Origin of the sequence: Coprococcus sp. RTP31081st1_H1_RTP31081_211007 (genome assembly GCF_040227275.1) — a bacterium.
Classification (GTDB): Bacteria; Bacillota; Clostridia; order Lachnospirales; family Lachnospiraceae; genus Coprococcus; species Coprococcus aceti.
This window is the reverse complement of record NZ_JBEHVP010000002.1, coordinates 215,902-235,731: the sequence shown is the minus strand read 5'-3', so window position 1 is coordinate 235,731 and position 19,830 is coordinate 215,902. Positions and strand designations below refer to the sequence as shown.

Annotated in this window: 8 protein-coding genes; 7 read left to right on the top strand and 1 reads right to left on the bottom strand. The window is 44.8% G+C overall.

The window, feature by feature from the left end; genetic code table 11:
- Nucleotides 1–136: 136 nt before the first annotated feature.
- From ABUA31_RS05200 to ABUA31_RS05185, 4 genes are all read left to right on the top strand, one after another.
- Complete coding sequence (locus ABUA31_RS05200; RefSeq protein WP_349818909.1) at nt 137–10,198, top strand: InlB B-repeat-containing protein; 10,062 nt, start codon at nt 137–139, stop codon at nt 10,196–10,198.
- Nucleotides 10,199–10,326: 128 nt separating this feature from the next.
- Entirely contained in the window at nt 10,327–12,768 is a 2,442-nt protein-coding gene (locus ABUA31_RS05195; protein ID WP_349818908.1) for a LuxR C-terminal-related transcriptional regulator, read from the top strand.
- 270 nt (nt 12,769–13,038) lie between these two features.
- Nucleotides 13,039–13,620, top strand: coding sequence for a xanthine phosphoribosyltransferase (locus ABUA31_RS05190; protein WP_117551093.1), 582 nt, complete (start codon nt 13,039–13,041; stop codon nt 13,618–13,620).
- A 35-nt stretch (nt 13,621–13,655) separates the two neighbouring features.
- A complete protein-coding gene (locus ABUA31_RS05185) occupies nt 13,656–14,450 on the top strand; it encodes a hypothetical protein (protein ID WP_004849874.1) in 795 nt (264 codons plus the stop codon).
- A 63-nt stretch (nt 14,451–14,513) separates the two neighbouring features.
- Here the strand turns inward: ABUA31_RS05185 and ABUA31_RS05180 are convergent, their stop codons facing one another.
- Nucleotides 14,514–16,286: an alpha-amylase family glycosyl hydrolase gene (locus ABUA31_RS05180; protein ID WP_349818907.1), complete on the bottom strand. Its 1,773-nt coding sequence runs from the start codon at nt 16,284–16,286 to the stop codon at nt 14,514–14,516.
- A 147-nt stretch (nt 16,287–16,433) separates the two neighbouring features.
- On the opposite strand from ABUA31_RS05180, the gene ABUA31_RS05175 reads away from it, so the two are divergent.
- The 3 genes from ABUA31_RS05175 to ABUA31_RS05165 all read left to right on the top strand — a co-directional run bounded on the left by ABUA31_RS05175 (nt 16,434) and on the right by ABUA31_RS05165 (nt 19,822).
- On the top strand, nt 16,434–16,706 hold the full coding sequence (locus ABUA31_RS05175; RefSeq protein WP_349818906.1) for a solute carrier family 23 protein: 273 nt from the start codon (nt 16,434–16,436) through the stop codon (nt 16,704–16,706).
- Nucleotides 16,707–16,977: 271 nt separating this feature from the next.
- Entirely contained in the window at nt 16,978–17,751 is a 774-nt protein-coding gene (locus ABUA31_RS05170) for an ABC transporter ATP-binding protein (protein WP_349818905.1), read from the top strand.
- Nucleotides 17,741–19,822 (top strand): FtsX-like permease family protein, encoded by a 2,082-nt coding sequence (locus ABUA31_RS05165; protein WP_349818904.1) that lies wholly within the window; start codon nt 17,741–17,743, stop codon nt 19,820–19,822. Before ABUA31_RS05170 ends, ABUA31_RS05165 begins: the two co-directional genes overlap by 11 nt.
- Nucleotides 19,823–19,830: the final 8 nt, after the last annotated feature.

The window sequence follows — 19,830 nt, the reverse complement described above, 5'->3', positions numbered from 1 at the left end:
TTACTAGCCTTTTGGTTAGTGTACATGGAAAAACACAGCAATTATAATTGTAAATATATTATTGATACCAGAATGTGGCAGCTTAAAACGGCTGGTGTTCATGGCTGGTTTTTTTAGTGAAAGGGAGGAAGAAATTATGAGAAAGAGGGCGATAAGCTGGGCGCTGACGGCCAGTATGGTGCTATCTATGCTGTCCGGATTTATTCCCGGACAAAAAGCATACGCGGCGGACAGCTCGAAGAAAACAGGCAAGACGGTGGTCGAGACGGAGATTGACGAAAGTACATACAAAGCTCTGGGCCTCAGCACCGATATAGACAAAAGCAAAGCTGCGGTGCCGTATGACAAGGATAATATATCTACATTTGCAGAGGTGAATGAGGTATACGTTGCGGCAAACGGCAATTACAGAAACAAGTACACTGTGCGAGACGGATTTGACAGGATTGGAGATTTCAAGGACAGGACTACAAAGGTAAACAGCAGCCTTGGCAATCTGTACGGAGCGTATGGTTTCTATGATCTTGGCAAAGATAATGTGAAAGTGGAACACGGCGGATCGGGAGACAGTAACATAAGTAGCAACATGGGAAATGTTCTAAAAAAGGACAGTAATGGTTTTAACGGCCTGTATGCGACAAGCGTTGCATTTGATGGAGGCGACGGAAAAACCAACTACGTTGCGGAGCTAAGAGTACATGGAGATAAAGTATTCAGTCCAGCTGGATGGAAAAGTATTAAAACTGTCATAGACGGCAAGGAGTACCGCGGAAAGATAGATGTGAGTATTTTCAAGATAGCAGCTGATGGTACAAGATCTTCAATTGCTACGCTTACCCCTACTTTAAACAAGAATTCTACATATGGCGATGGACTTTTGTATTTTATCAGAAGATACCAGCAGGAGCTGGATGCGATGTTTGAGATCGAAAAGGCCGATCTGAATGGAGATGGCTTTGAAGATCTTCTCGTATACTGTGGAACTTACGAGGATAGAAATATAAACGATCAGAACATACGCTATGCCATAGTCGATGTATATTATGGCAAGGGAAACGGCAGGTTCACAAAGGGAAATAATATAAGCATACCGGGCGGGCTTGCATCTAATTATGAAAGTGGAACGGATGGATCGTGGTGTGATTATGGAATAGGAAGAGCTCCTGTGGTAACTCTGGCCGGCGGTGATCTGGAGCAGGATGGCCGGGATGAGGCCGCGGTTGCCGTATCTGGATCAGTTCTGAATTACAACATGGCAAAGGCAGGTCATATGACCGTCTATACATATAAAGACGGCGGACTTGTCCCTATAGAAGGTCTGAATGAAGTGTCACTTGGAGACACAGATGGCAGAAAACAGAACTATGGAATGTATGCTGCAAATTGTGCATTTGGCCGGTTTAAGTATCCTGGATCAGGAGCCATGGTCACAGGACTTATAGTTGGTGGATATTATTCGAGCAATTCTCAATATGTGCAGAGGGAATATGAAGCCACGCAGGCTGCATACAGATACGTATACTACGATAGTCTGACGGATAATTATGTGTTGTCAGATTATCATACGAGAAGCCTGGGGACTAAGAGTAAAGAAATCGTGAAATATCACGAGGTTAAAAGTAACGAATATTACAGACCTGTGAATGCACCTATGGCGCTTGCGTGTGCAGACCTTAAGGGCATGAACGGCAATAATGAAAATGACAGTGTGCTTTTTGGCGCAGAGGTATATGCTTTCTCACTGGAAGATGGCGGAATAACAGGTTCGGAGATAGGAAGCATGAGTATATGTACCGACCAGCGCAATCAGGGCAACGACAAGAAGAAAAAAGATCAGGTGTGGATCGGCGATGTCAGGGTTGGCTGTGTCGATAAGGATGCCAAGGGGAACAATTACAGACAGAGTTTTGTGTGCGTTGTGGGAGTGCACAGAGAGAAGAAACTCAATGATAAAGATGATTATTACTGGCTGGACATAGCGACATTTTCTATGGATGGCGGCAGCCCATACAGCAGTCAGGAGGGTGTAGTATGCCAGTCGAACAGCAGACAGGATATGTATGGAACATTTGTTTCACTGTGTCTTCCGGATATTGATAATGACAGTGTGCGGTTAAAGTACGAGGGAGAGTATCCGGTATACACAAATCCAGAGGTCTATGCAATCCTTCAGGCAAGTCCGTATTTTGATGATGTTCAGGAAGTATATGAATATGTAAATAACGGTGGAACATCATATTCAACAAGCAAAGGTTCATCGAACACGGTATCAGCTAACTTGTCAATATCAGTTGGCGCGTATGTGTCGTCGGAGATCCAGCTCATCGGAGCAGGTGAGGTAGAGGTTGAACTTTCGTATGGAGCAAGCTTTGAATATGCAAATACAAAGACAACGGAATATGAGATAACATATAATGCCGCAGGTGGAGGTTCTGATCAGGTCGTTCTGTACTGTTTGAAATATATGTATTACGAATACTCCATATATGATCCGATTGCGAGAAAATGGGAGCCGGTGGTTATGCCGGTATGTCTCGGACCTTCAACTTCAATCATAGATGTGGCAGATTACGACAAGGTTGCAAGAAGGAGCAAGGGGCTCAACGAGATATATAATAATATTCTGAATAACACAGCGGGAGACCCTGCTACATACCAGACTCTTGGAGGTAAATTAAAGTACGCCTATCAGTCAGGTGGAAATAACAATTATTCTTCTGTAAATGCCAGCTCTGGTGCAGATCAGACTCAGACGATATCTGTGACTGATGAGAACGAGTATTCAACTGAAGTGTTCATTGAGGCGAACGAAAAGCTTGGTGCCGGAGGCGGAGGACTCGGTAATAAGGTCATCGTCGGTGTGACATCAAGCCAGCATGCGGGTCTTGGTCACACCTATGTAAGCTCGAATGGTGTTACATACAGTGGAACGGTGGACAATGTTCCGGCAGACTGCACAGGCTTCTCATTTGACTGGCAGCTGCGAGTGAACACTGCAAAGCTGAACAGCGACAGTGATTCAGTGTTCGTCATTGGCTATGATGTTAAGAATGTTGTTCGTCCGGCGCGTATGCCGATGGGACTTTCTGTTGTCGACACAACGAGAAACAGTGTCAGTCTTGAGTGGTCACCGTCCAATGATGCAGATTACTATGAGGTCTGTATCGTTGATGCAGGAGGTAATTACAACAGCAAGGCAGTTGTGCCATATACAGTTACTGACTATGAAGTGAAGGGACTATATTCCAACAGGACTTACACATTTGCAGTGAGGGCTCTTCAGGCAAATGGTTCAAAGAGTCTGTTCAGCCGTCCGGCAACCGCGACGACACTTCAGGACAGTTCTAATTTCCATATAACAAAGAACCCTGATGATACAAATACGTTTGCGGGTGGAAATGCAGAATTTGCGGCAAATGCGGTTTATTATGATGGGGATGGAGTAAACCAGAGCGTTGGATACAACTGGCAGGTTAATACAGATAATGGATGGAGAAGCGTATCGACAGGAGGCAGCAATCCTACGCTCAGACTTACTGATGTAAGTGATGAAATGGATGGAAACGAATATCGATGCAGAGTTTATTACAACGACATCACACTCTACACCAAGACTGCGACACTCACTGTAAATAAGGCGGACAGCAAGGTCATGCTTCTGGCGCACAACGATACCGAGAATAAAGATTTGTCGGATGGCAGCGTAGTCAGGGCATCGGGCTCAGAGACTACAAAGGTGGAGAACGTGACTAAGGAGAGAAATCTTATAACAGTCACATCCGGAGTCGGGGAATATATTCTTGTCAGCGACGGAACAAACTATATGTGGAAAGATAGTGACGAGAATTACTATCCATGCAGCGTAAGCGTCAAAAAGGACAGCGATGGTTACGTGGATGAATCACAGACATTTAAAGCATCTGATGTGGGCGGCACGGCATATGGTGTGAGTGAATCAGATTTCATCGCAGATATTGATGGCAATACTTACAAGCTGATCAGCGTAAATGCAGCTGACTATGCAGGTGAAAAGGTGTCATATGCATCTGATGATGTTACATATGACAGGATACTCGCAAAATGGGTATCAGAGGATGGCAGCAAGAACTTCTATCTTCTCGGAAACACATCGGGAAGTGAAGACAGTACGGTGTACTATTATGTGGCAGGTAGTGAAAGCGGAAGTTTTACTATGACTTCAAAGAAGACTCTTAATGTGTCAGATACTGTCAAGGTGGTCCAAACTGATCTCAAATCGGTATATCAGACCAAGACGGTGAGATCTGAGACCACAGGGGCAGAGGTCACATATACAGGAGACAAGATCACACTCAGCTGTCAGCCGAAATCACTGTCAGGTGAGGATGTACAGGGAGATGTGGAATTTGTCATCACAGGACCTGAGAGCAAGCGCATAGCTGGTAAGTATGACAGAGCAAATGGCTGCTATACTGCACAGTGGGAGCCATCCGGACAGGGAATATACAACGTATATGTATACTTTGCAGGAAACAAACAGTACAACGACAGTATATCTGACTCGATGGCTATATATACCTCATTTGAGGGAAAGACGAACATGAATCTGACCATGCAGGATAATGTAAGATATGGAGATTCAGTGAAGATGTCTCTGGAGAGAGTGTCATACGACAATACAGGAAAGCTTCAGGATATCACGGACGATTCAGAATACACTGTCAAAATAAAGAATAATAAGACAGGAGAATTTGAGGACACAGACAAATACGAACTTGCAAACGGCGTGTTTATACCGAAGTCTATTGGAATGTTCCAGATAACGGCATCAAATGGCGGAGACAAGACCCAGAAGAATATAAATGTTGGAATGGCACAGCTTGAGATAGCTGCCCAGGATACAGAGAAAAGTGTAAATGATTCTGTAAGAGAGTGCGAGGATGCGGTGATAACAGGTCTCAAGGCATGGGATACTGACATAATGCCTCAGAGAGACAGGGATTACGAGCTCGGATCAGTTGGAGTAAGTGGGCTGCTGCCGGGTATATATGATATAGATGTTGCATACGTCAAGGTGGGCGATCAGCATTCACAGGTTATGAATGAACTTGAGAAAAACTATATAATAAACCTGGTTAAAGCATCATACACACTGACAGGAAACGTGTACACCGTTACTGCCAGACCGGCAAATACACATGGTACAGTTTCAATCAAGTACCAGCAGCCTGGAAATGAAAACAGTGACGGACTCACAGTTGACAGTGGAACAAGACTCCCTGAGAACTCAACGATCACTTTAGCTGCTACTCCTCATAAGGGATATAAGGTTAAGAGCTGGTCACTAAATGGAAAGACAGTTACGGATCCACAGTGTGGAACATCCGGTGGCAAGGCGTGCAGCGATGACCAGATCCAGATGGCTAAGCTGAAAGCAAACATGAATGTAGCAGTAAACTTTGAGCCTGTATATCACAAGCTGACATACAAGCCGGACAATGAGGCTCACGGAACACTCAAAGCAAACTATGTGACGGATGGAACAATTGGAAAATCGTTTGGTTCAGGTGCAAACATTCATATAGAACAGAAGGTAAGACTCACTGCGGTTCCGGCAGCAGGATATGTTCTGGATCATTGGACTGTTACGGGAGAAGATGGAGTTCCAGAGACCGTTCTCGCGGAAGATGGAGTGACAAATAACACATCTCTCACATATGATGCAGAGGAGATCAGCGAGGATACACTTATCACGGCATATTTTGCAGAGGCACAGAATTTCAAAATATCAGTCTCGCCTGTAACTGTTGGAAGCGATGGAAAGACTACAGTGACAACAGGTGTGGATGTCACAGTCAAGGCTCAGCGAGTTGACGGCACAGTGACTATAGAGAGCGGTGAAGATGGTATATATGAAGTCAGCCGAGGCGACAATGTGACCATCCAGGTTACCGTTCCGTCAGGACTACTTCTCGACGGATGGTCAGCAGCAGATGGACAGGAACTTGGAACTATATCAGCGGATCTCAGGACGATGACAGTGTATGATATAGCTTCAGACCTCGATTATACAGTTAAGTACACTGCGCCGAACAGATACAAGGTGACATATGGTGCGGATGATGATGCAGCTGGTGTGGTAGATGCTGTGGCTGCAGGAAGTACAGACGCACTTGTATCCGGTGACAAGCAGCTTCAGGGAAGTGACATAGTATTTACAGCAACTCCAAATGAAGGCTACGAGGTAGCATACTGGGAGGTAAATGGCGAGAAGGTTGATGCTGAGGCAGAAGGTACTGGCGCCCAGAGGTATGAACTAGAATATCTCGGCAAGGATACAAAGGTTGTCGTATACTTCTACAAACAGCCGGTTGTGTCGTGGACATCAGGAAATGACACAGAGATGACTGCAAAGTCAGGAGATTCTGATCTGGCAAATGGCGGATATATCGCATATGCAAGTAAGGATGATCTGAAATTCTCATTTGCGGTGAAGAGAAGTTATGAGATAGCTGACATAAAGGTAAATTATGCAGGAGAGGATGTATTCAGTCTTGCGGAGGACAGCGGAGAAGGAAAGCTGACTGAGACTGCGGATGCTGAGTCCGGAACAGAGAGATACACATTTACGTGGAGTGCTCCGGCAGATGGGTTTACAGGGGATGTGACAGTAAATGCCACATACAGAAAGATCACACCATCCGTGAAGGCTGAGTATTCTCTGAAAGTGATAGAGAAGGCTTCTGCCGGAGAGTCGTCAGGAAAGACACACGGCTCTATAAGTGCAGATGTGTCAAGAAAAAATCTCCCTTCATACATACAGATAGGAGATACCATAAGTGATGCGACGGAGAGCAAATCTGCGCAGATCACAGACATATACAGAGATTCTGTCATCACATTCAAGGTTGTGCCTGATGATGGATACAATGTAAAAGAATGGATCATAAATGGACATAAGCTGACAAGCGAGACAGAGAATATAAAGTTATATTCAGACAAGAAAGTAAATGATACCCTTAAGATCACGGTTGACGGAGATTCATCTGATGTGACAGTTATGGCTGGTCTTGAGCTGGTTGGTGATGTACTCACATTTGGTCCTGAGACAGAGGGAACAGGTGAGGTGAGCGCCATGATCACATCTACAAAGCTGGTGCTCGAATCAGGAGATATGATAGGTGCTGCTTCATATGTGGAATTCACAGCGGCAGCTGCAGAAGGATACGAAGTTGCAGACTGGCTTGTAAATGGAATCAGTCAGGGCGTGGCAGAGAAGATATTTGCATACAAAGTGCCAAAGGATACGAGAGTTGATGTGAGGGCTGTGTTTGACAGACCTGTGTATAAGATAACATGGTCATCAGATGAGGGTGGACAGATAAAGGCAGAGAACATGACAGCAGATGAAGTGCTTGAAGGTAATTCTGCACAGATCAGAGGAGACAGAGAGCTTAAGTTCACAGCTGATGCCGACCAGTACATGGAATGTACAGGATTTACAGTAAAGACAGCAGAGGGAACAAAGGATTACACAGCAGAGGAGCTTGGCAGCAACGTATTTGTGGTTGACAAGGTGGCATCTGACATAGATGTTGTTGCTCACTTTGCTAAGCAGGAACTCAAGTCAGTTATAACCTTTGAGGCAAATGATGCTGCTCTTGGAGCTGTGACAGCGGTATATGGACTGGACGAGAAGGCTGAGATCACAAGTGGCGATAGCCAGGTATCCGGCGGAGATGCAGTATTTACGGCAGCTCCTGCAGATGGCCAGATGATCGAGGGCTGGTATCTTGATCCTGAGTGTACACAGGCTATAGAAGGCACTGAACTGGAGCAGACTACCTATGAGGTGAAGACTATCTACACAGATGTGGCAGTATATGTTAAGTTTGTGGAGATTCCAGAGTATACAGTTAAGGTAGGTACAACAGGAACCGGATCGGCGAAGATCACTGCATCTTCTGACGGTGAGGAACTTGAGATCGTATCAGGAGAGGTTAAGCTCAAGAGACATAAGGATCTTACAATAACAGTTGCACCGAAGGATGAATACAACACAGTTGAGCACTGGACAGTTGACGGAGCAGATGTTGATTCAAATGAACTCACATACAAGCTGACAGACATAACAAAGGATGCAGAGATATATGCATATATCGCACCATCACTTCTTGTAAATGTAATATTCAAGAATGAGGATGAAGTTAAGAAATATGACAATATAGACATCAGTACAGGTTATGTCGGCGAGGATGGAGATATAAGCGGACTTAAGCCAATAAATGCTGAGAATAACTTAGTGAGAATAGGTTCTGGCAAGGATGTAAGATTTGCCATAACACCTTCTGATGATTATATGATCCAGGCATGGACAGTTAAGTACATCAGAGGCGGAAAGGTTGTCAAGGAAGAGTCTGGCACTGACTTTGGATTTACCAACGAGATACTTTTAAATGATGTTACAAACAGCATAGAGGTAAGTGCAGAGCTTGTTGACAGAGTTGGATATGCCATTCCTGTAGAGGGAAATTATGACAGAGATAATAATCTGATAGAGACTGCAGGTGGTGAAAGCACACCGGAGACAGCTTACACTATAACAGACCTTACAAAGATACCAGACAATGTGGTATTCAAGAATGACAATGGCGTAGTTCTTGATAATATGGTAAGAGAGAACGGAGATGCGAGTGTTGTTATTACACCTGCTGAGGGCTGGAGAATCAGAGATATAATCATTGATGAACCAGAGAACGCTGAAAATTCAGAGGAGTCAGAGAATATCATGTCAGTCCAGCCAGTGCTTGCAGAGGATGGAACTGAGACAGGAGCATATCTTGTAAGTGATGTAAACGTCACAAAGAATATGGAGTTTAAAGTTGATGCAGTTAAGCTTTACTCTGTAACAATAGCAGATACAGAGCATGGAAACATAAAGGTGACAAAGCCAGATGGCACAGAGGTGGAGAATGGTGAAATGATTGACGAGAAAACTGTTCTTACATACACAGCAACACCGGATATGTACTATGACTTTGACGCATGGACAGAGGATGCGGCAGATCAGGCTGAGAGCACATTTGAAAAAGCCCTTGACGGAAGTATCACAGTGGGAGCAGCCTTCAAGGCAAGATATGCGAAGGTAAGTATTGCCACAGTGAAGAATGGTACGGTAACTGTCACAACAGCTGACGGTAAGAAGATATCTAACGGACAGCTGGTTCAGGAAGGCACAGATATCATCTGCAAGGCAATTCCTGCAAAGCATTGTGATCTGTCAGCCTGGGGCGGAGATGCCAAAGGCAAGACTGGTACTACAGTGAAACTTACGGTGACAAAGAACATGAATATAAGAGCGGCATTCAAGTTCAGGTATGTGAAGGTAGCTATTGGAAAGACTGAAAACGGATCGATCACAATCAAGACTGCAGAAGGCAAAACAGTTAAGAATGGTGCATCAGTGATCGAGGGAACGGTTCTTATCTGCACGGCAAAGGCGGCAAACAACTGTAAACTTGGAAGCTGGACAGGAAGCTTCAAGAGTACAAAAACTTCGGTAAAGGTTGCTGCAAATAAGAATATGAAAATCAATGCCAGGTTTGTAGCAAAAATACCGGCACAAAATACAGCTGGTATCAATAAGAATATCCATGCAGTAGTATCCGGAAACAAAGTGACAGTTGTGTGGGGTAAGGTTAACAAGGCTGACGGATATGATATATATGCACAGGAGTGCTATGTAAACTTTAACTCGAAAAGTCTTATTAAATCGGTAAAGGGCGCATCGGCAACCCGAGTTACAATATCCAGCATTAATGGCAAATCACTTGCTAAGTTAGATACGATCAAGCTGAGAGTAAAGGCATATAAGCTGGTAAATGGTAAGAAGAAGTATATAGACAATAGTGTCATGCTTCATATAGTTACCAATAGCAGCAAATATACCAACATCAAGAAGGTTCTGCTTCCACAGAAGAGCTACGTGTTGGGAGTTAAGCAGACGATTAAGCTTAAACCTGGATATACCAAGGCAGATGCCAGCAAGAAGGTGCTTGATGGCACACATGGTGCAAGGTATTTGTATGCATGTACAAATAAAAATGTTGCTACAGTTGATGCCAAAGGAAGAATAAAGGCAAAGGCCGCAGGAAAGTGTACGGTCTATGTAATTGCTGTAAATGGCACTACACAGGCTGTGCAGATTATAGTAAAATAAAAATAGTAGCTGCATGAGGTGCTTGATATCCGGCCCGTTGGGGCTGGATGCAGGCACCTTTGCTGATATATACAGGGTGTTGATTATCTATACCGGGATTAAAAAGTGAGAAAAGGAGATTTGTACATATGGGGAATACGGCTTCGGGTAATAAAGGCTGTTTTATAAAACCGAAAAAAGCCTGGAGGCTTCTGAAGACAGCGGATGAAGGGAATGTAACTGCATATATATTCGGGGTCAGTGGTTCGGGAAAGACGACTCTTGTCAGCAGATATCTTGGAACACGTAAGTACATGGTGGTGGATGCCGGCGGTATCAGACCGGATGACCTTGTGGTAGAAAGCAGCAACGCAAGAAAAATAATTGTCATAGATAATCTGCACGAGCTCTCATGGGGGGATGTGGACACAGTGAGGGAGCAGATCATAGAACTCATTAGAAGAGAAGACGTATGGGTTATACTCGTTGGCCGGTGTCCGGTTCCCCCATGGCTTTCTGCTGTAAGATTTCAAGAAGGATTTTATGTGGTGGACAGCAAGCTGCTTATGTTCAGTCTGGAGGATATAAAGAAGTATGCTGAATACGCTGGATTTAGCATCAATGAGGCACAAGTGCAGAGAATGTACTATGAGACTACAGGACTTCCGCTGGCTGTGGAGATGTGCCACATCAAATACATGGAAATGGCATATACAAGCGAGATAACAGATGATATGTATAATGATTTTTCGAGACGCGTTGAGGATGAGATGTGTAATTACCTTGAGTATCATGTGTATGATAACTGGGATGTGGAAATGCAGGAATTTCTCATGGAAATATCCGTGGTGGATGAGTTTACAACAAAACAGGCTGAGATGATAACCGGAAGAAGTGACAGTGAGCTTTTGATCGAGAGGGCAAAGTGGCTTGGAAACTTTATGACCAGCCGGATGGATAAGGATGGCAATACACAATATCAACTGCAGTTTCACATGAGGGTCTCTATGCGCAGACGTCTTAAGCGGAAGTACGAGAAAGAGCGTATAAGAGGCCTGTATGAGAATGCCGGACTGTTTTACAGACTTAACGGAGATATAAGGAAAGCTTTGGAGATGTATGAAAATGCAGGAGTTACAGAGCGAATAGTTTCAATACTTGTCGATAATGCCAGACATGCGGCGAACAGTGGTTATTACTATGATCTGAAAAAATATTACCTGGAACTTCCGGATCATGTCATCGAGAAAAGTCCTGAGCTTATGTGTGGTATGAGCATGCTGCAGTCACTCCTTCTAAATCCTGATGAGAGTGAAAGATGGTACGACAGACTAAAATTATATGCAGATGAAAACCAAGGAAGTGCCAGGAAAAATGCAAAGGGACTTTTGCTGTATCTGGATATTGGTCTGCCGCACAGGGGGAGTGTTGATGTATTAAAGCTTTTGAAGTCAGCATACACCATGGTTTTTAATAAAGAAGTAAGAATACAGGAATGGTCGGTTACATCCAATCTGCCATCAATGATGAATGGCGGAAAAGATTTCTGTGAGTGGAGCAAGAGAGACAGAGAGCTGGCGTCGAAGGTTGGCAGGATTGTTGAGTTTGTACTTGGAAAATACGGAAAAGGTCTTGTAAATCTTGCTTTGGCGGAGAGTTTTCTTGAAAAGAGCGGAGATAATTACGAGGTGGCAACGCTTGCGGCAAAGGGCAGAATGCAGGCGGAAGCAGGAGGAAAAATCGAGCAGTGCTTTGTTGCTGATGGTATATTGGCGTGGCTGCATTTGCAGAACGGAAAGCCACAGGAGGCTCTTGAGGTTTTGAATGGAATAGAGGGAAAGGCTGAAAAAGAGGAAGGACAAAATCTCCTTCCAAATATATATGCATTTGAGACCAGATGCAGCCTGTACAGAGGAGATAGAGCCTGTGTTACAGGTTGGATGGAAAATGCTCCGGATGAAAATGTTGAATTCAGGATATATGACAGGTTTATCTATCTAACCAAAGTGAGAGTATACCTTCAAAGCGGACGGAATGAACAGGCATATTCGCTGCTGACAAAGCTGAGATATTATGCTGAGATGATGTCCCGTACGTATATAGGGATAGAATGTAGTGTGCTGATGGCTGTAGCTTTGCAGCGATTAAAAAATGATGACTGGAAAAAGGCGATGTGCCATGCTATTGATACTGCGATGGAATATAGCTTCACAAGGATTATATCCAGAGAAGGTGCGGCGGTGAATACTCTTATAAATACCTGTGGATGGAAAGTCGAGAAAGATGGTGCTGACGACAAGGAGATAGCCGAAAGAAGGGCATATTTCAGACAACTGCAGAAGGAGACTGAGAGTATGACGAGATACTACCCCGGATATATGAAAGCGGGAGTGGACGATGTTCAACTCAGTGAGACGGCTACAGCCATACTTAAATTGCAGGCAGAGGGCTTGTCCAGACAGAAGATAGCGGACAGACTCAACATGTCGGAGGCGAATGTAAAGTATCATCTGAACCAGGTGTACAGGAAACTCGGGGTGACTGATAAGGCCGGGGCGGTCAGGGAGGCATCTAACAGGGGACTTATCTAGTGATTGTGAGATTTGTGTTCGGTGGTGATTTACTTGAATACACCGCATGTAAAAGTTGTATATGAATGTATATAATTAGGGTGGAAAAACTTAGATTGTTGTTGTATTATGTCTATAATTATGATTACATACGAATCAGTAACGTCAGATTGAGATGAGGATAATTTCCGTATGGCATAAAAGTGTTGGTGAAGATGGCGTTTGGAACTTAGAGAATGAGCGAGTACGGACGGATTCGTATTTGACAGGTATTCAAGGAGGAATTACGACGTGAATTTTTTGGAAGAGAGAATAACTAAGGATGGAATAGTAAAGGAGGGCAATGTTCTCAAGGTGGATAGTTTCCTGAACCACCAGATGGATATACGTCTGTTTGATCAGATCGGTGAGGAGTTCAAGAAGAGATTTGAGGGAACAGAGATCAACAAGATCCTTACTATAGAGGCATCCGGAATAGGCATTGCCTGTGTTGCTGCCAGACATTTTGACGTGCCTGTTGTATTTGCGAAGAAGTCAAAGAGCATTAATATAGAGGGCGATGTGTATGTGGCAGAGGTTGAGTCATTTACACACAAGTGTAAGAATCAGGTTATCGTATCCAAAAAATTTATAAATCCGGAGGACAAGATTCTTATCATAGATGATTTTCTTGCAAATGGATGTGCGCTTCAGGGACTCATCTCCATAGTCAAGTCAGCAGGCGCTAGCGTAGAGGGAATCGGAATCGCGGTTGAGAAGGGCTTCCAGACAGGTGGTCAGGTCATCAGGAATCTCGGATATCATCTTGAGTCGCTTGCGATAGTGGACAGCATGGACGCTGCTACGGGCGAGATAAAGTTCAGGGAGCAGTAGGATCGCTGCGGGATATTTGCTGAGAGGTGGGGTATATGGGAAATAACAATTTAGAAGAAAAAAATGTTTCTATGCCTGAGAAAATTGGAGGCGTAATATTTGGCATATGGTTTGTTGCCAGTATTATAGCCGGATTTGTTGCAAGTGAGATCGGAACGGATGCTGTTATGCTTGTTGTGGGGCAGTTTTTTGCCGGGATAGTTCTTGTCATAATTCTAAAGACTCTTATTCCGATGATTAAGAAGCGAAAGCGGGGGAGCATCATCGGTATAGTGTTCATATCTGTGTTTGCCGGTGCTGCATCGGCGCTGATATGGGCGGCGTGTGCTGTGAAAGATGGCTCTTTTGCGGATAAGATAGTATTGCTCCCGGAACGGATATTGGGGAGAGAAAATTGCAATGTTGGAGCATTTTATGCAGAGATATTTGCCTGTGCATTCTTTGTGGTCAGTGCAATAACACTGCTCTCTGTGATATGTAAGAGAAAAGCGCTTGAGCGAAGATGTTCATTTACTGTGAAAGCTGTATGCCATGATGTACGTGCAGATATGAGACAGGATATGAGAGCCGGCAGAAGATATCCGGAGGCGGGAGTATTTGAATTTACATACAGGGATAAGCAGTATAAAGTGTATGAGCAGACATATGTATATGGACTGAATATAAGTAAAGGCGATGTGGTATATCTTTATATCAACCCAGAAAATCCGTACGAATTTTATCTGGAAAACAGTGGTATATTCAGCAGTCAGGCGATATGGTCAGCAGTTTTTTTGATGGTTATATCAGGTTTGATGGCCGCAGGCTGCAATTTGTTGATTTTTAGGTGAAAAAATAGCCAGGTGTATGTTCTCCAATTTGGAGAATATGCACCTGGCTGTTTCTACGTAATTTTATCTAAAACTCTTCAGCCAGTTCACGAGAGAGTCATGCCAGATGTTGTCTGTGACAGTCTTCTTCATCTGCGCATCAACAGGTCCGTTTCCGGCAAGCTTTGCCAGGATAGCAGCCTGAAGTTCAGAAACTGTCATGGATTCCGGAGACTTGCTCCAGTCAACTGTGATGGTTTCTAGATCAACCGGGGTGTTGGCAGCAGTATTCTTCTCAGTATTGGTTGTGTTTTTCTTAGCATCTGCAGATTCTGTAGCAGTCACAATGTCTTTGGATTCTTTGGATTCTATCTTTGGTTCAGCTTCCTTATTGCCTTTTGCATCGGTAGCTGTTTCAGATGCTGCTTTATCTTCTGTGTTGGTCTTAGCTTCGCTCTCAGTCTTGTTCTTAGTCTTGTTCTCAGCCTTCGTCTCCATCTTAACTGGCTTAATGTTCAGGTCAGTTCCCTCAGGCACCCAGATCTCACCACTGTTTGTAGGCTGGGTTATGTTGATATGACCATCCTGTACAGAGACCTTCTCGCCTGACAGGGCGCCGATGTATGCTGTGCAGTTCCCTGCTGCAAGGTGCATTCCGGCTGGGGCATCGTCGTTGTTCACTGACACGATGACACGGGTTCCGTCAAGATCTCTTGCATATGCGAACTGTCTGTTGGTGAGCATCAGTTCATCGTAGCTGCCATATGACAGTGCGGGAACAGCCTGACGTACCTTGCCTAGTGCGGCAATGAGTGCTGTGCAAGGGTTAGTTTTTACTGAATCCTTGTAATCTTCTATATTGAGAGCTGGTCTTAAGCTGTCGTCTGAGCCATATTCCTTGCGTCCCTCAATGCCAAATTCTGAACCGTAGTATATGCTAGGCACACCCGGAAGAGTGTAGAGCAATACATGTACAGGTGCAAAATGAGCCTTATTGGTAAGCTTTGTATAGATACGCTCCACATCATGGTTGTCTACGAAGTTGTAGAGCTTTAATGTTCCCATGTTCTGGAGACGTCTTACAGTGTGCGCGATTTCAAAATAGTTGTGGTCATTGTGGCCGCTGTACAGAGCCTTGTGAAGTGTGTAGTTGGTGACACTGTGAAGAGTCTCGCCGTTTACCCAGCGGCTGTAGTCGCCGTGGATGACCTCACCCATGAGCCAGAAATCCGGCTTCACTTCATTTGCTGTGCGGCGCAGTGCCTTCATGAAATCAAAATCAAGGACGTCCGCAGCGTCAAGTCTGATTCCGTCCACATCGAACTCACTCACCCAGAAACGAATCACATCGCATATATAGTCAACGACAGCAGGATTCTTCTGATTCAGCTTGACGAGAAGGTTATAGCCTCCCCAGTTGTCGTAAGAGAAACCGTCGTTGTACTCGTTGTTGCCCCAGAAATTCACGTTGCAGTACCAGTCTTTGTAATGTGAATTCTCTCTGTTTGCCTGGATGTCCTTGAATGCGAAGAAGTCACGGCCTGTGTGGTTGAACACTCCGTCGAAGATGACCTTTATTCCCTGTTCATGGCAGTAAGCCACAAATGCTGTCAGGTCCTCATTTGTTCCGAGACGGGAGTCGAGCTTCTTATAATCTGTAGTCTCGTAGCCGTGTCCGACTGACTCAAAGAGTGGTCCGATGTACAGTGCTGAACCGCCAATCTCCTTTATATGATCCACCCATGGAAGCAGGGTGTTTAAGCGGTGAACAGGCTCACCGTAGTCGTTCTGTTTAGGGGCTCCCGCAAGTCCCAATGGATAAATGTGATAAAATACTGCCTCATCATACCATGCCATAGTTATCCCTCCATATTTTAGGTGCTGTCAAATACAAAGCACCCGATATTATTTGATATACGCTGTGAGCTGCAAGTGTTATCAGAAGCTGCCCACAACGTTTATATTATACTAAAAAAATTAGAAAAATGCGACAAAAAGTCATGTATGTATTGCACGACAGAGCCACAGATGCAGGAAAAAGGCTCCATTGGAGTAGTGACGCTGGCGTGCTGTCTGCTCTTCCATATATTTGCAAAGTCATACTGGAAGCAGCTCTCAGTTCTGTTCGGACTTGTGGTTGGATATATAGTAGCAGTGTGCATGGGTATGGTGGATTTCTCAGCACTCAGCGGAACATCAGTCATAGCACTCCCTCACATCATGCCATTTAAGCCGGAGTTCAACTGGAACGCGATCATATCAGTAACTCTTCCCTAAGATCGTGCAGACGGTATTTGCTGAGAACTGTGTGGCTGTTGTATTCATAGTTGCAATCATTCTGAATCTTGTGCTTCCTAAGAACATGGATGCCCACGAGGCCCCAAAGACTGAGGATGTAGAATAAAAACCTTTCATAAGGTGTAAGTGTTAATCACAGCGTCGTTCTGATATTATGATATCAGAGCGGCGCTGTTTTTGCTTTTTCAAAATAGGTCAAAAGGGGTTAGGTACCTCCGTCCCCAAATAAAAATAAAGAAAGGTGAACAATATGGATAGTTTATTAAAGATAGAATCACTGAAGAAAAACTATGGCAAAAAGCCAAACCAGACTAAGGCTCTGGACGGCATATCATTTCAGGTCATGCCGGGGGAGTTCCTTGGCATCATGGGTAGCAGTGGATCGGGAAAGTCCACACTGCTGAACTGTATCGCAACGGTCATAAAGCCTGACAGCGGAACCATAGAGCTTCAGGGCAAAGAGATACAGGCGCTTAAAGGTGCGAAGCTTGCGCAGTACAGAGGCAGGGAGATAGGTTATCTGTTCCAGAATTTTGAACTTCTGGACAATCTAACAGGCAGAGAGAACATTATGGTTCCGTTGTCAATACACGGTGTATCCGAGGATGAGAGCAGAAACAGACTGGAAAAGCTTTCATCATATCTGGAGATAGATAACGTGCTTGACAAATTCCCATCGCAGATGTCTGGTGGTCAGAGACAGAGGGTTGCGGCCGCCAGAGCACTCATACTTAATCCGGGGATCATTCTTGCGGACGAGCCGACCGGAGCACTCGACTCAAGAAATGCAAAGGCACTCATGGAGAAACTGTTGGGACTGAACAGGGATGACAACACTACCATACTTATGGTGACCCACGACTCAAATGCGGCCAGCTTCTGCAAGAGGATACTCTTCATACAGGATGGCAGGATATTCCATGAGCTCAGAAGAGATATGGAGAGAGAGTCACAGCAGGAGTTTTATGAGAGGATACTCAAGCTGATGGCGCAGATGGGAGGAGGCAGCGCAAATGTTCTTTAAACTCGCAATGAGGAACAGCCGGAGAAGCAGGAAAGAGAATGGTCTGTTCTTCGCTTCGCTGGTCGTGTCCATAGTGGCATTTTATATCATATTGGCGCTGTCCCATCAGGATGTGATGATATTCCTGAGAAGTCTTGAAAGCGATGCGGTGAACAGTCTTCTTCAGATAGCGGCGGTGTTCTATGTATTTTCACTGGTCATGTTGTTCTTTCTTATATACTATGCAAGCAAATACCAGCTCGAACGACGGAGGCACGAACTTGGAATGTATATAATGATGGGGATGAGGAGATCAAAGCTTTTTGCCCTGCTGATTGCGGAGGATCTGGGCAGCAGCGTAGTGGCTCTGCTCATCGGACTTCCTATAGCGATCCTGATGTCTGAGGTGGTCAGCCTTCTCACAGCCAGACTGGTAGGTCTTGGCGTTATAGGTCATCACGTATCATTTTCACTGCAGGCAGTCATACTGACAACTGTTGGATTTGTAGCGATAAAGCTTGCAGCATTTCTCATACTGAGCGGTAAGCTTGCAAGAAAGCAGATAGGCGATCTCCTTGTAGATACACCGGAGACAGAGAAGAAACAGCTTCCGGCTCCTGTGTATGGTGTGAGTGCAGTCCTCGGTCTTGTTGCGCTGGTCATTGCATACTGTCAGGGAATAGGCGGCTATTCGTGGATCAGCGTAAAATATATGGCGGTCACCATAACACTGGGATTTGTTGGCATGTTCCTGCTGTTTTTCGGTCTCAGGCTCTTTGTTGATGCACTGGCCAGACGTGCAAATGGCTCAAAACCACTTGCTGTGTTCGGTTTCAGGCAGATACACGAAAATGTAGTAACAAAATCTGGAACGCTTGCAATAAGCTCGATACTCATACTCGGCGCTCTGTGCTGCTGCGGTGCGGGCGTTGGCATATGTATATCCAGACAGAATATGGATCATGTGCTCGATTATACATTTGCCTCATATGGGGGTGACGCTGAGACGGACAGCAGGAATATCCGCGCGAAACTGGAGGAAACCGGCGTGTTGGAGGATTTCTCGGACGTATTCGATATGAAGCTTGGTTATATAAAGATGGGTGAAAATGAGTCCCATGATGATGCTGTGAACGTGGGGAATGTCATATCCGCACTTGAAAAACTCAAGGTTTCAGAGGATAGGGATGTGCTTATAAATAACATGTCATACATGACATACCCTTACCTGATCCAGGAGAGTGCGTACAACAAGGTGCTTGAGACTGCGGGAAAGGAGCCTTTGGAGCTCGGAGAGAATGAACTGGCACTCTATACGGATTTCTTTACTGATTACCGCGGAGGTTTACTGAATGAGGTATTGGCAGAGCGTCCGGAGGTGGATGTAAGAGGAGATGAGTATCATCTGACCGGAGAGGTCCAGACCACGAAGATTGTGACAGATTCATCGATAACCCTGTCGTTCGGACTTATCGTGGACGATGATACATTTGCCAGACTGACAAATGACAATTACGAGTTATATGTAAATGCCGTTCTCAAAAAGGATATCGTGGACGATAAGGGCCTCATGAAAGCCATAATGGACGAAAATGAGAAACTTGACGGCATAGATTTTGAGAGTATAAACGCTGATTGCGAGAGTTATCTGCAGAACATAGGAAGAAATATGTTCTACACGGTGGCTGCAGGATATATAACGCTTTATTTGGCGGTGGTGTTCCTCATAATCGCAAATACCATAATCGGTGTTCAGTTCCTGATGGGACAGAGAAAGTCCGGCAGAAGGTACAGAACCCTTGTGAAGCTTGGCGCGACATACGAAATGCTCTGCAGCTCAGCAAACAGACAGGTGGGCTGGTATTTCGGAATCCCGGTTGCCGTGGCGGCGGTCAGCAGTATATTCGGTGTGCGTGCTCTGCTCACGGGAATCCTGTCAGAATCCATGCGAGGCAGTGTGAAACAGATACTTATCATAGCTGCGGTTATGATAATCCTGTTGTGTGTGGTAGAATATATCTATATGACAGCGGTGAAACGCTCAAGCAACAGATATCTCATGGCGATGATGACACCGGAAAGGGTTGAGTAAACGGTGAA

Bases quoted from the DNA above. Each gene is read 5' to 3' on its own strand.
- ABUA31_RS05200 (WP_349818909.1), top strand. From the start codon at position 137: ATGAGAAAGAGGGCGATAAGCTGGGCGCTGACGGCCAGTATGGTGCTA.
- ABUA31_RS05195 (WP_349818908.1), top strand. From the start codon at position 10,327: ATGGGGAATACGGCTTCGGGTAATAAAGGCTGTTTTATAAAACCGAAA.
- ABUA31_RS05185 (WP_004849874.1), top strand. From the start codon at position 13,656: ATGGGAAATAACAATTTAGAAGAAAAAAATGTTTCTATGCCTGAGAAA.
- ABUA31_RS05180 (WP_349818907.1), bottom strand. From the start codon at position 16,286: ATGGCATGGTATGATGAGGCAGTATTTTATCACATTTATCCATTGGGA.
- ABUA31_RS05175 (WP_349818906.1), top strand. From the start codon at position 16,434: ATGTATTGCACGACAGAGCCACAGATGCAGGAAAAAGGCTCCATTGGA.
- ABUA31_RS05170 (WP_349818905.1), top strand. From the start codon at position 16,978: ATGGATAGTTTATTAAAGATAGAATCACTGAAGAAAAACTATGGCAAA.
- ABUA31_RS05165 (WP_349818904.1), top strand. From the start codon at position 17,741: ATGTTCTTTAAACTCGCAATGAGGAACAGCCGGAGAAGCAGGAAAGAG.